The sequence below is a fragment of the Azospirillum sp. FG154 genome, assembly GCF_057809575.1.
On the sequence record NZ_JBMDKF010000029.1, the window covers coordinates 1 to 12,914 of the forward strand.

The following is a 12,914-nucleotide window of genomic DNA, read 5'->3' on the forward strand; positions in this document are numbered from 1 at the left end:
CTGGATCCCCGCCTGCGCGGGGATGACGGAAAATCCTTTTCATTTCAATTGGTTGCAGAAAGAAAAAGATGTGTGAATGCCGTAGCCCCCCCGGGGAGAGGGTCGGGGTGAGGGGGATTCGGCGCCATTGAGCGGCGGGATGGCGAGGAGCGTTCCATGAGGCGCGCCCGTCTTCCCGGAACGCGCGTGGCGCGCCGCCCCCTCACCCTAACCCTCTCCCCGGGGGGAGAGGGGATCGTCCGACGTCACCACGCCATTTCGGGAATGCCTCATGTCCGGTCTCGCCCTCGACGGTCTCGTCAAGCGTTACGGTTCCTTCACCGCCTTGCAGCGCACCGATTTGACCATCCCGCATGGTCAGTTCGTCTGCCTGCTCGGCCCGTCCGGTTGCGGCAAGACCACGCTGTTGCGCATGGTCGCCGGGCTGGACAGCCCGACCGAGGGGCGCATCCGTCTCGACGGAACCGACATCACCCACAAACCGGCGCACCAGCGCAATTTCGGCATGGTGTTCCAATCGCTGGCGCTGTTTCCCCATCTGACGGTGGGCGAGAACATCGCCTATCCCCTGCGCATCCGGGGCGTGCCGAAGGCCGACCAGGGGCGCGAGGTTGAACGGCTGCTGGCGCTGGTCCGGTTGCCCGGCGTCGCCGACCGCGCCGTGTCGCAATTGTCGGGCGGCCAGCGCCAGCGCATCGCCATCGCCCGCGCGCTGGCCCTGTCGCCCAAGCTGTTCCTGCTCGACGAGCCGCTCTCGGCGCTGGACGCCAAGCTGCGCGAGGCGATGCAGATCGAATTGAAGCTGCTGCAAGAGCGGCTGGGCATCACCACCATCGTCGTCACCCACGACCAGCGCGAGGCGATGACCATGGCCGATCTGGTCGTGGTGATGTCGCAGGGCCGCGTTCGTCAGGCGGCCTCGCCCATCGAGGTCTACCGCCGCCCCGCCGACAGCTTCGTCGCCGATTTCATCGGCATGACCAACCTGCTGCGCGGCCATGTCTCCGGCGGAGCGCTGGCGGTGGAGGGTGGGGCGCTGACGCTGCCCGGTCTGCCGCCGAGCGGCGAGGCGACGATCTCCATCCGGCCCGAGGAGCTGCGCGTCCACCGCGACGCCGCCGGGCCGAACCGGCGGCCCGGCGCCGTCTCTTTCGTTCGAGATCTCGGCTCGCACGTCGAGTTGCGGATCGACGTGGCCGGGCGCGAGATGATCGCCGTCGCCACCCCGCAGGACCGCCCGGACGTCGAACCGGGCCAACGGGTCGGGGTGGAGTTGCCGCCCGCCTCCTGCGTGGTGCTGGAATCATGATGCGGCGACCGCCCCGGCGGGCCGCCGATTACGGCCCCATCGCCTTTCCCGCCGTGATGCTGCTGCTGTTCTTCGCCGTGCCGTTCGGGCTGATGATCGCCGTGTCCTTCTTCCAACGGATCGAGGGCGGCTTTTACGAACCGGCCTTCGTCTGGTCGAACTACGCGCGCTTTCTGTCGGTCTTTTTCGGGCGGGTGCTGAGCTTTTCCATGATGCTGGCGGCGGGCGTCGCCGTCTTGTCGGTGGCGCTGGCCTTTCCCTTCACCTATCTGTTGACCCGGCTGCGGCGGCGGACCCAAGTGCTGTGGCTGGTCTTTCTGCTGTCGGTGCTGTCGCTGTCGGAGGTCATCATCGGCTTCGCTTGGTCGACGCTGCTGTCGGCCAACGCCGGGATCGGCAATCTGCTGGTGATGGTCGGGCTGCTGGACGCCCCAACCTCGCTGTCGCCCAGCCTGGGGGCGGTGTTGACCGGCATCGTGTATCAGGCCTTTCCCTACACGGTTCTGGTGCTGTACCCGGCGCTCTCCCGGCTCGACCCGACCTTGACGGAGGCGGCGCGCACGCTGGGGGCCTCGCCGCTCAACAGCTTTTTCACCGTGGTGGTTCCGGCCCTGCGCAACACCATCGTCGCCACCCTCATCATGGTCTTCGTCTTCGCGCTGGGCTGCTATCTGCTGCCGCAATTGCTGGGCCGTCCGCAGCATTGGACGCTGTCGGTGCTCATCACCGATCAGGCGCTGTTCCAGGCCAACATGCCCTTCGCCGCCGCGATGGCGGTGTTCCTGGTGCTGGTCAGCCTGGGGTTGGTCGGTCTGTCGCTGCTGGTCGGCAAGAAGGAGAACGCGGCATGAGCGTCTTTCTCAACCGTTTGTTCCTGTCCGCCGTCGCCCTGTTTCTGGCGCTGCCGCTGGTGGTGGTGGCCGGCGTCTCGGTCAATGGCAAAAAGGCGCTGACCTTCCCGCCGCAAGGCTTCTCGCTGGGCTGGTACGCCGAGATCTTCACCGATCACGGCTGGCGCGACGCGCTGGAGGCCAGCCTGCTGGTCGCCAGCCTGTCGGCGGCGCTGGCGGTTCTGGTCGCCTTTCCGCTGGCCTGGTTCCTGTGGCGCTTCCACGCGCCGTGGGCGAAGGTTATCCACGCGCTGGGGCTGATGCCGTTCGTCCTGCCGCCGGTCATCACCGCGCTTGGCTTTCTGGGCTTCTGGACCTCGACCGGCTTTTATGGCGAGGCGTGGACGGTGGTGGTCAGCCACGGCATTTTCTTCGTCACCCTGCCGCTGGTGACGGTGACGCTGGGCTTTTCCGCCATCGACCCGACGTTGGTCGAAGCGGCGGCGACCATGGGGGCGGACGACCGGACGGTGCTGCGCACCGTGGTCATGCCGCTGATCCGGCCCTACGTGATCTCCGGCTTCGCCTTCGCCTTCGTGCTGTCGCTCAACGAATACATCATCACCTACATGACCGTCGGCTTCACGATGGAAACGCTGCCGGTCAAGATCTTCAACGCGCTGCGCTACGGCTACACCCCGACCATGGCGGCCATCGCCGTGCTGTTCGTCGCCGTCGCCGCGCTGGTCTTCGGCCTGATCGCCCGCTTTGGCGATCTTCCCAAACTGCTGGGCGCGTGGTCCGCTGACGATCGCTGAGACGCGATTTTTGAACCAGGATCGCTGAGCAGCGATCCGCGAACTCACGCCGCCGCTGATCCGAAAGGTTCTCATTCCATGATCGACGCCGCCAAACTGCAACGCCTGCGCGACCGTTACGCCAACGCCTCGGGCGGGGACATTTTCGATCCTGAATTCGCCCGCGTCGCCGCGCTTCAATTCACCGATGGCGACAAGCGGTCGCTGCCCTACGCGGGCGCGCCGACCCTGCTGGACGCGCCCTATCGCCCCGACGCGGCGGACTTCGTCGATTTCGGCGGTCTCGACATCGCGTTGATCGGCGCGCCGATGGATTTGGGAGTCACCAACCGGGCGGGCGCCCGGCTTGGCCCGCGCGCCGTCCGCGCGGTGGAGCGGATCGGCCCCTACGAACACGCCCTGCGCATGGTTCCGGCGGCGGATTGCAAGCTGGCCGACATCGGCGACGTGCCGTTCACCAGCCGTTTCAGCCTGGACCAGTGCCACGCCGACCTGTTTTCCTTTTACAGCCGGATCAAGGACGCAGGCGTCATCCCGCTGACCGTCGGCGGCGATCATTCGATCACCGCGTCGATCCTGCGCGCCATCGGGCGCGACCAGCCGGTCGGGTTGGTCCACATCGACGCCCATTGCGACACCGGCGGGCTTTACGAAGGGGCGAAGTTCCACCATGGCGGCCCGTTCCGCCAGGCGGTGCTGGACGGCGTGCTCGACCCCGAACGCACGGTGCAGATCGGCATTCGCGGCAACGCCGAATATCTGTGGGAATTCTCCTACGACAGCGGCATGACGGTGATCCACGCCGAGGACGTCCAGAAAAAGGGCATCGAGGCCGCTATCGAAACGGCGCGCCGCGTGGTCGGCGACGGCCCGGTCTATGTCAGCTTCGACGTGGACGGGCTGGATCCGGCCTTCGCGCCCGGCACCGGCACGCCGGAAATCGGCGGGTTGACGACGCGTGAGGCGCTGGAGCTGCTGCGCGGCCTGATTGGCCTGGACGTGATCGGCGGCGACGTGATGGAGGTCGCCCCGCAATATGACGCGACCAGCAACACCGCACAGGCGGGCGCGCAAATGCTGTTCGAGATCCTGTGCCTGTCGGTGGACGCCCTGAAGCGGCGGCGCGCCGCCTGATCGCGGCGCGGTCCAACCGTCACACCACGATCACACCCGGCGGGCGAGCGCCAGCAGCCCGCCGGCCCCGATCATCAGCCCGCCGGTCAGGCGGTTGAGCGCGCGCGCCGCCGTGACGTTGGTCAGGCGCGCGGCCAGCCGGTCGCCGCCGATGGCGTAGGCCATGATCCAACCGAACTCGCTGACCATCATGACGGCGATCAACGCCACCAATTGCGGGGCCAGCGGGGCGGCTGCGTCGATGAATTGTGGGAACAGCGCCGCCATGAAGACCAGCGCCTTGGGGTTGCTGAAGGCGACCAGCAGGCCGCGCAGGAACAGCCGGGCGGCGGATCCCTCGCCGACGCCCGACGCGGCGGCGTCGCCGTCGCGCGGCCCGGCTTCAGGCACCGGCGCGCGCCACGCGGCGATCCCCAGCCACGTCAGATAGGCCACGCCCGCCCAGCGCACCGCCTCGAAAGCGACGACGGAGGTGGAGAGCAGGGCGCCCAAGCCAAAAGCCGACAGGGTGGCCATCACCGCCAGGGCGACGCACATGCCGAACCCGCCCCAGGCGGCGCGGCGCGCGCCAAAGCGCAGGCCAAGGCTCATCGCCAGCAGCATGTTGGGGCCGGGGGTCGCCGAAATGAAAAAGGCGGTGGCGAAGAAGAAGGCGAGGGTCTGCCAAGTCATGGCGGCGGCTCCGAAGGGGGCGGGCGGTCACAGGGGCGCAAGCGTACTCGCGCGCGCCGGATCAGGGGACCACGAACAATCGCCGCCGACAACCAGCGTCAAACGAAGCGCAGCCATGCCGGTCGCGGCGCGTCAGCCCGCTGCGGAGTCGTCCGACCGCAGGCGGGTCGCCTGCGCCCACCAACCCGGCTCCGCCGTTCGGATGCGGGCGGCGGCGCTTTCGGCCTGCGTCGCCGTGGCGTAGAGGGCGAAGCAGGTGGCGCCGCTGCCCGACAGGCGGGCCAGCAGGCAGCCGTCGCTGCGCTCCAGCGCGCTCAGAACGTCGGCGATCACCGGGGCGACGGTCAGGGCGGGGGCGGTCAAATCATTGCCGCGTGCGCGCAGCAGGTCGGCCAAGGCGGCGGCGTCGCGTGGCGATTGCGAAAAGCGGGCGGGTTGGGAGAAGGGGGCCGCGCCGCGCGCCTTGAACACCGCCGGGGTCGGCACGGGCACGTTCGGGTTGACCAGAACGACATGGGTTTCCGGCAGGCGCGGCGCGGCGGCCAGTTGATCGCCGACCCCGCCGAAATAGCGGCTGCGGCCAACGACGCAGACCGGAATGTCCGATCCCAGTCCGGCGGCGACCTCGAACAACGCCGGGGCGTCGGCGGGCAGCCCCCACAGCCGGGCCAGCGCCCGCAGACAGGCCGCCGCGTCGGCGGACCCGCCGCCGATGCCCGACGCCACCGGCAGATTTTTGGTCAGCGCGATCCGCCCCTCCGCCCGCCGTCCCAGCGCGTCGGCCAGCCGCCGCGCGGCGCGCGTCACCAGATTGTCGGCGGGATCCTCCCCGGCCAAAGACGCCGCGAAGGGGCCGGTGATCGTCAGGGTGGGTTCCCCCGCCTGCGGCTCCAGCGTCAGCGCGTCGCCCAACTCGGTGAAGGCGGCGAGGCTGTCCAACATGTGGAAGCCGTCGGGCCGTTTGCCGATGACGTGCAGATACAGGTTCAGCTTGGCCGGGGCGGCTTCGACGATGGGGGCGGGACGGGCGGGGGCAGGGCGGGGGGGGGCGGGGGGGGCGGTGTCGGTCATGTCTTCAAGCCGGACGGGAGGATTCGCCCCTGTGTCGCACCGACGCGCGGCGGCGGCAAGCCTTCAGGCCAGCGCCATCAACTCCTTGACCAGGGTTTCGCCCAGCGGCCAGGGGCCGAAGCCCGAGGCGACGTTGATGTGGCCGACGGGACCCGCGTTGATGAAGTCCGCACCCCACAGCACGGCGAAGGCGCAGGCCCGTTCGGTGGCGCAATAGGGATCGTCGTCGCTGCCGACCACCATGGTGGTGAAGGGCAACGGATCGGTCGGCACGGGGGCGAAGCCATGGACGGCGGGCGGCGTGCGTTCGGGCGATTCGACGTCGGACGGGCCGACCAGCAGCGCGCCCACGATTTTGTCCACCGTGCCGCTGCGCTGGCCGACCGCCGCCCAATGGGCGACCATCACGCAGGCCGAACTGTGGGCGACCAGAACCACCCGTCCCGGCGTCGCCGCGACGACCGATTCAAGCCGCGCCACCCAGTCCGCCGGGACCGGGTTGTCCCACTCGTCCTGGTCCACCCGGCGGGCGCCGGGAATCCGGTTTTGCAGCCAGCTTTGCCAATGCCCGGTTCCAGAATTTCCGAGGCCAGGAAGAATCAAAACGGTCGGCTGCGTCATTCTTTCAACTCAGAAACGTCACGGATGGCGTATAGTATCGCCCTAAGACCGTGGGGCAACCGCAAGATTGCGGGGGCGTTCGGATCGCTCGGCCCATCAATCGCCAAGCGGATCATTCAGGGGGGGATAAGAGTCTTGGAGATCAGCGCCACCATCGCTCAGGACATTTGCGATCACGTCGGCCGCGAGCTTGACGTCGTTGTTTCCTTCATGGGCAAGGGTGGGGCCATCATCGCCTCCACCGCCCGCGAACGGGTCGGCTCCACCCACGCCATCGCCGCCGAGATCATGGCCCGCCGCATCGACGAGCGCGCCGTCAGCAAGGACGAGGCCGCCAAATCAGGCGGCAACATGCGCGAAGGCTACAACATCGCCATCGACATGGAGGGGGAGCGCATCGGCTCGCTGGGCGTCGCCGGACCCGCCGATCAGGCCCGCCGCTACGCCCGAGTCGCCCGTCATTGGGTGTTGTCGATGCTGCGCGCCGATGGGGCCGAGGCGCAGCGCTCCAAGATTTTGCGCGAGATGAGCGACCGTCTGGAGCGCGAGGTCGGCAGTCTGGCCAGCGAAATGGCCGAGGCCGGGCGCAAGCTGGACGCCGCCGTCGGCGCCGTCCGCAAGGCGGGCGGTGACTGCCTGCGCCAGACCGCCGACGCCGCCAACGCCGCCCGCGCGGTTGACGGGTCGGTCAGCGCCATCGCCGGGGTGCTCGACCGTCTGTCCTCCACCTCCATGCAGATTTCCGGCGACACCAGCAAGGCGCGCGAGATCAGCCAGGCCGCCGCCGTGGACAGCGACCGCGCCACCACGGTGATGACCTCGCTGCGCGCCGCCGCCGAGCAGATCGCCAGCGTGGTGAAGCTCATCAACGCCATCGCCAGCCAAACCAACCTGCTGGCGCTGAACGCCACCATCGAAGCCGCCCGCGCGGGCGAGGCCGGGCGCGGCTTCGCCGTGGTCGCCAACGAGGTGAAGGCGCTGTCCCGCCAGACCGCCGACGCCACCAAGCAGATCGCCGATCAGGTGTCGAACCTGCAAAAGGAAACGGCGGCGGTGGACGAGGCGTTGGGCCGCATCCATTCGACCATTGGTTCGATCCAGACCATCAACGGCACGGTGGCCGCCGCCATCGACGAGCAGGCGATGCTGACCGCCGAGGTGTCGCGCACGCTCGACCGTTCGCGTCAGGACGCGATGGCCGCCGAACAGCGGATCGTCGGGGCGGAGCAGACCTTGGGCACGGTCAACAAGACGCTGGAGGATCTGGGCGGCCTCAGCCAGAACATCACGTCGCGGGCCAACGGCCTGGGCGGTCGGGTCGGCGACGTGCTGCGTCAGGTGCGCGGGTAAGACGGCGTCGCGTCGTCATCGGTCGCTTGGCGGGCGGCGGGGGCCGCCCCGCCGGGCATCGGCACGATCAGGCGTCGTTTCGTCGGCTGCTGCGCCACCCGGCGCGACGACACCCCGGCGAAGATCTGCTTGGACGCCTCGATCATCGTCACCCCGGCGAAGGCCTTGCACCAGCGCCCGCCGACCTCTTCCCAGGCGGGCGCGGTCTTCAGCAGAAAGCGGGAGCGCAGCGGCGGCATGAACAGGGCGTGGCCGGTGCGTTCGGGAACGAACATGGTGTCGCGCAACACCTGCTTGAGCTGCGAGGCTGAATAGGGGAAGCCATGGCCGAACGGCGTCCAATCGGCCCGCGCCCACAGGCCGCGCCGGTTCGGCACGACGGTCAACACCCGCCCGCCCCCGGCCAGAACCCGCCAGATTTCCCGCATCATCGGGCGAAGCTGTTCGGTGCCTTCCAGCCCATGGACCAGCAAAACCCGGTCGATGGTGTTGTCGCCAAAGGGCAAATCCGCCTCGTCGCCCAAGGCGACCATGCCCGGCCCTTCCGGCGGCCAGAAGGTGACGCCCTGGGTGGCGGGCATCACCGAGACGACCCGGTCGGCCTCGCCGATGAAGGGGCGGAGATACGGCGTGGCGTAGCCGATCCCCAGCACGATCTGGCCGCGCAGGTCGGGCCAGATGCAGCGGATGCGGCGACGGATCATCCGGCGGGCCATCTGGCCCAGCGCGGACTCGTAGAACTCCCGCAGATCGACGATATCGGTGTACATGGTGTTCCAAGCGTAGCACGGTTTCGCAACGCAACAGCAGGGAGTTCGCAGTCGTGGACGTCGTTCTCGTTCCGGCCTTCGCCGACAATTACCTCTATGTGCTGCGCGATCCCGCCACCGGCAAGGTCGGGGTGGTCGATCCCGGCGACGCCGCGCCGGTGATCGCGGAGTTGGAGCGGCGCGGCTGGACGCCAAGCGTCATTTTCCTGACCCACCATCACAACGACCACATCGGCGGGGTGGCGGCGCTGGTCGCGCGCTATGGCGCCGGGGGCGGACTCAGGGTGGTCGGGGCCGGGCATGACGCCCATCGGCTGCCGCCGCTCGATCAAACGCTGGCGGACGGCGACCGCGTGGAGTTCGGCGCCCTGTCCGCCGAGGTGATCGCCGTGCCGGGCCACACGTTGGGCCACATCGCCTATTGGTTCGCCGGGGCCGAGGCGCTGTTTTGCGGCGACAGCCTGTTCGCGCTGGGCTGCGGGCGATTGTTTGAAGGGACGCCGGGGCAGATGTGGGCGTCGTTGCGGCGGTTGCGGGCGCTGCCCGACGCGACTCAGGTCTATTGCGCCCATGAATACACCCTGTCGAACGCCCGTTTCGCCGTGACGGTGGACCCGGACAATCGCGCCCTGAGCGACCGCGCCGCCGCCGTCGCCGCCCAGCGGGCGCGCGGCGAGCCGACCATTCCGACCAGCGTCGGGTTGGAGAAGCAAACCAACCCGTTTCTGCGCGCCGACGATTCCGGGGTTGCGGCGGCCGTCGGTTTGGCCGGAGAATCGGCGGAACGGGTCTTCGCCGAGTTGCGTGGACGCAAAGACCATTTCTAACCCCCCTGTTTGCCGGAAGGACGCCGGGTCGATGATGAATGTGCGTTGGAGCGCCACCTCCCCTTATGTGCGCAAGGTGATGATGGTGGCCATTGAATGCGGTGTGGCGGACTCGATCACCCGCCAGCCGACCGATCCCTGGTCGGCGGACACCGATCTTCCCCAGGGCAACCCGCTGGGCAAGGTTCCCGCTTTGACGTTGGAGGATGGAACCACCCTGTTCGACAGCCCGGTGATCGCCGAATATTTGGATTCGCTCAGCGTCGGCCAACGGGTGTTCCCGGCGGCTGGGCCGGAGCGTTGGGCGGCCCTGCGGCTTCAGGCGATCGCCGACGGGATGTGCGACGCGGCCATCCTGCGCCGTTTGGAAAACGCCCGGCCCGAGGGCGAGAAGTCCGCCGCGTGGATGGAGCGCCAGCGCGTCGCCGTGACGCGCGCCCTGGATCTGTTGGAGGCCGAGGCGGCGAGCTTGGGCGACGGCGTGACCATCGGCGCGCTGGCCGTCCTGGCGACGCTGGGCTATCTGGATTTCCGCTTCGCCCATGAACCGTGGCGCGAGGGTCGCCCGGCTTTGACCGCGTGGTTCGCGCGGATGGCCGACCGCGACAGCTTCCGCCGCACCGCGCCGCCCGTCGGCTGACTCTGTTTCGTCAGCGCCACGCTTTCATTTCCTTCTTGGACGTACCCGCCATGCCGCCCGTGATTCGTCAACTCATCGCCCCGCACGCCGTTCTGCTGGAGGAGCCGCGCACGGGCGTGCCGCAGACCAGCGAGATGATTCGCGGCGAGGTCTTTCATGTCCTGGAGGAGCGCGACGGCTGGCTTCAGGTGGAAAACGGCTTTGACGGGCATGTCGGCTGGCTGCCGCCCGGCACGCCGCAGGGCGATCCGGTTTTGCCCACCCATCGGGTTCGCGCCTTGCGGGCCGATCTTCACCCGGCCCCCACCCACAAGGCCCCGCCGGTCGGCGCGTTGAGCTTCGGCTCGCTGGTTCGGCTGGACGGGCGGGCGGAGAATGGCTGGGTCGGGGTGGGCGATGGGTTGTGGCTGTTCGGCAAATGGCTGGAACCGGCGGACGCGCCGCCCGCCCGCGACCATGCCGCCACCGCCTTGCGCTTTTTGGAAACCCCCTATGTCTGGGGCGGGCGCAGCGCCTTCGGCATCGACTGCTCCGGTCTGGTGTTGACCGCCATGGCGGCGGCGGGGGTGGTGTCGCATCACAGCAGCGGGCTTCAGCGCAAGGACGACCGGCTGGGGGCCTGGATCTCCGACGATGGCCGCGACGTCGCCTTCGCCTATGGCGACATCGTGTTTTTCCCCGGCCATGTCGGGTTGATGCTGGACGAGGCGCATCTGCTGCACGCCACCGTCTTCACCATGTCGGTGGTGGTGGAGCCGCTGGCCGACGTGGTCGCCCGCGCCGAAACCATCAACGGGGTCCGGCGTCCGGGGTGAGCGGAGCGCGGTTTGCCCCCTCCCCAGCCCTCCCCCGCGTTGCGGGAGAGGGAGTCTTGATCCTTGTCGGCGTAAGCGGAGTTCCCTCTCCCGCGTAAGCGGGGGGGGTAGGGAGGGGGCAAACGCGACCTTACCCTCACCCCCGGCTGACCCGGCGACCGCGCCGGGTGGTGTCGCTGTCGTTGATGACGGAGTCCTGGTGCATTTCGCGCAGGGTGACGGCGCCGTTCTTCCGCTCCAGGATCAGTTTGCGGGTGTGGTGGGCGGCCAACCCGCTGTGGTTGCTGATGGTCAGCACGGTGGCGTGGGGGAATTTTCGGCTGAGCATGGCGAGCAACTCTTCCTCGCTGTCGATGTCCAGCGAGTCGGTGGCGTCTTCCAGGAAAATCCAATCGGGGCGGCGGATCAGCAGGCGGGCGAAGCTCATGCGCTGGCGTTCCGGCACCGACAGGATTTCGTCCCATTCCTCTGTGTGGTCGAGTTGGTCGACCAGATGGGGCAGGCCGACGTCGCGCAGAGCCTCGCGCGCGACATCGTCGTCGGCGAGGTTGGCGGTTCCCGGATAGGCCAACACGGCGCGAAGTTGATCGTGCGGCAGATAGGGCCGTTCGGGGATGAAGAAGACGCGGGTGTGGCTTGGCAACATGATGTGGCCGCTGCCCCAGGGCCAGGCCCCGGCCACCGCGCGGAACAGGCGCACCGTCGCCGCCGGATCGCCGACGATCAGCACGCGGTCGCCCTGGTGGATTTGCAAATCGAAGCGGTTGACCAGCGGTTTGCCGTCGGGGTCATGGATGCTGACCCCGTCGCAGACCAGATTGTGATGCTGTTCGGAACGGTCCACCGTGATGTGGTTTTCCGCGACGCCGCAGACGTCCCGGTCCAGCCGCTCCAACGCTTCGTGCAGGTTCAGCACGCGCTCGACCGAGGCGCGCCATTCGGCGGCGCGGGCCAGATTGTCGATGGGCCAGGACAGCGCGCCGACGGTTTGCTGGAACGCCTGGGAGGTCTGCATCAGCACCCCCAGCGAAATGGTTCCGGCGATGTAGCGCGGGGCGGCGACCAGAATGGGGAAGGCCGCCGACAGCACCGAATAGGTGGCGCTGAACAGCATCATGTTGCCCAACGCGCGGGTCTGCCCGTGCCAGCCCGCCGCCACTTCCGTGAACAGGCCGGTCAGGCTTTTCCGTTCGGCGGTTTCGCCGTGCAGCAGGGCGATGGCCTGTCCGTTTTCGCGCACCCGCGCCAGACCGAAGCGGAAATCCGCCTCGAAATGCTGGCGCTGGTTGACGGCGCGGACCAGCGGTTGCCCGACCAGCAGCGCGATGCTGGTGCCCATGGCGGCGTAAAGCAGGGCGATGAACAGCAGATGGCCGGGAATCGTCAGTTCGGCGTCGAACAGCGTGACGCTGACGCGACCCGACAGCATCCACAGGATGTTGGTGAAGCTGATGAGCAGCATCGCGCAATAGGTCAGGGAATGGCCGAGGTCGATGGCCATTTCCGCCGTGATCCGCACGTCTTCGGCGATGCGCCCGTCGGGGTTGTCGTGGTCGCCGGGCAGAAAGGCGATCTGGTGATGCCGCCCCCGGCGCAGCCAATCCTCCAACAGCTTGCTGGTCAGCCATTGCCGCCAGCCCAATTGCAGCCGCCGTTTCACCAGCAGATGCAGCACGGCGTTGACGATGTTGTAGCCGATGATGACGACCACCGCGCCGATCATCGTGTAAAAACGCTCCATCGACCGCTGTTCCAGCGCGTCGAAGAGCTGCTCGCTCCAGATGTTGATGAGCACCGGGACGACGACCTGGCCGACGGTCAGCACGATCAGCGCCACGGTCAGCAGCCACACCTTCACGCGCTGTTCGCCGGTCCAATACCCCCCGGCGAAATCAACGAAGCGGCGGGTGAAGCTGCGGGCGCTCCGCCCGGCGTCGCTGTCGCTGGTCGGGGCGCCGGGCGGGGTGGTCATGCTGTCCATGGCGGGGTCCGGGCTGTGTGTGCGATCCTCCGTATAACGAACGAATAGGACGACGCTGGTCGAAAGTACAGGGTGG

At 68.4% G+C, this 12,914-nt stretch carries 13 protein-coding genes; 8 read left to right on the top strand and 5 right to left on the bottom strand.

All coding sequences use genetic code 11. The features are described 5' to 3' along the window. Window positions 1-271: 271 nt before the first annotated feature. The 4 genes from ACODS4_RS23950 (at window position 272) to speB (ending at window position 4,091) form a co-directional block, all read left to right on the top strand. The gene (locus ACODS4_RS23950; protein ID WP_488868185.1) at window positions 272-1,309 is read left to right on the top strand and encodes an ABC transporter ATP-binding protein; all 1,038 of its coding nucleotides are present in this window, start codon (window positions 272-274) and stop codon (window positions 1,307-1,309) included. Continuing rightward, a complete protein-coding gene (locus tag ACODS4_RS23955; RefSeq protein WP_488868186.1) occupies window positions 1,306-2,160 on the top strand; it encodes an ABC transporter permease in 855 nt (284 codons plus the stop codon). The genes ACODS4_RS23950 and ACODS4_RS23955 overlap by 4 nt, the downstream gene beginning before the upstream one ends. Further along, window positions 2,157-2,957 carry an ABC transporter permease gene (locus tag ACODS4_RS23960; RefSeq protein WP_488868187.1) on the top strand — a complete coding sequence of 267 codons (801 nt, stop codon included), beginning with the start codon at window positions 2,157-2,159 and terminating at the stop codon, window positions 2,955-2,957. The genes ACODS4_RS23955 and ACODS4_RS23960 overlap by 4 nt, the downstream gene beginning before the upstream one ends. Before the next feature lie 78 nt (window positions 2,958-3,035). Beyond that, window positions 3,036-4,091: an agmatinase gene (gene speB, locus ACODS4_RS23965; RefSeq protein WP_488868188.1), complete on the top strand. Its 1,056-nt coding sequence runs from the start codon at window positions 3,036-3,038 to the stop codon at window positions 4,089-4,091. Between the two features lie 30 nt (window positions 4,092-4,121). Here speB and ACODS4_RS23970 read toward each other — a convergent pair whose 3' ends face one another. From ACODS4_RS23970 to ACODS4_RS23980, 3 genes are all read right to left on the bottom strand, one after another. Next, the gene (locus tag ACODS4_RS23970) at window positions 4,122-4,763 is read right to left on the bottom strand and encodes a LysE family translocator (RefSeq protein ID WP_488868189.1); all 642 of its coding nucleotides are present in this window, start codon (window positions 4,761-4,763) and stop codon (window positions 4,122-4,124) included. Between the two features lie 132 nt (window positions 4,764-4,895). Then, the gene (locus ACODS4_RS23975) at window positions 4,896-5,834 is read right to left on the bottom strand and encodes a 4-(cytidine 5'-diphospho)-2-C-methyl-D-erythritol kinase (protein ID WP_488868190.1); all 939 of its coding nucleotides are present in this window, start codon (window positions 5,832-5,834) and stop codon (window positions 4,896-4,898) included. Between the two features lie 63 nt (window positions 5,835-5,897). Next, complete coding sequence (locus tag ACODS4_RS23980; RefSeq protein ID WP_488868191.1) at window positions 5,898-6,455, bottom strand: RBBP9/YdeN family alpha/beta hydrolase; 558 nt, start codon at window positions 6,453-6,455, stop codon at window positions 5,898-5,900. A gap of 135 nt (window positions 6,456-6,590) precedes the next feature. Here ACODS4_RS23980 and ACODS4_RS23985 point away from each other — a divergent pair, with 135 nt between their 5' ends. Next, the gene (locus ACODS4_RS23985; protein ID WP_488868192.1) at window positions 6,591-7,805 is read left to right on the top strand and encodes a methyl-accepting chemotaxis protein; all 1,215 of its coding nucleotides are present in this window, start codon (window positions 6,591-6,593) and stop codon (window positions 7,803-7,805) included. On the opposite strand, the gene ACODS4_RS23990 is transcribed toward ACODS4_RS23985, so the two are convergent. Continuing rightward, entirely contained in the window at window positions 7,790-8,575 is a 786-nt protein-coding gene (locus tag ACODS4_RS23990) for a class I SAM-dependent methyltransferase (RefSeq protein WP_488868193.1), read from the bottom strand. The two genes, ACODS4_RS23985 and ACODS4_RS23990, sit on opposite strands and share 16 nt — an antisense overlap. Before the next feature lie 53 nt (window positions 8,576-8,628). On the opposite strand from ACODS4_RS23990, the gene gloB reads away from it, so the two are divergent. From gloB to ACODS4_RS24005, 3 genes are read left to right on the top strand one after another with little or no spacing between them, the layout of a single operon-like run. Next, window positions 8,629-9,402 carry a hydroxyacylglutathione hydrolase gene (gloB, locus tag ACODS4_RS23995; RefSeq protein ID WP_488868194.1) on the top strand — a complete coding sequence of 258 codons (774 nt, stop codon included), beginning with the start codon at window positions 8,629-8,631 and terminating at the stop codon, window positions 9,400-9,402. A gap of 31 nt (window positions 9,403-9,433) precedes the next feature. Beyond that, entirely contained in the window at window positions 9,434-10,042 is a 609-nt protein-coding gene (locus ACODS4_RS24000) for a glutathione S-transferase C-terminal domain-containing protein (RefSeq protein WP_488868195.1), read from the top strand. A gap of 50 nt (window positions 10,043-10,092) precedes the next feature. Continuing rightward, the gene (locus ACODS4_RS24005) at window positions 10,093-10,857 is read left to right on the top strand and encodes a C40 family peptidase (protein ID WP_488868196.1); all 765 of its coding nucleotides are present in this window, start codon (window positions 10,093-10,095) and stop codon (window positions 10,855-10,857) included. Between the two features lie 136 nt (window positions 10,858-10,993). Here ACODS4_RS24005 and ACODS4_RS24010 read toward each other — a convergent pair whose 3' ends face one another. After that, entirely contained in the window at window positions 10,994-12,838 is a 1,845-nt protein-coding gene (locus ACODS4_RS24010) for an ABC transporter ATP-binding protein/permease (RefSeq protein WP_488868197.1), read from the bottom strand. Window positions 12,839-12,914: the final 76 nt, after the last annotated feature.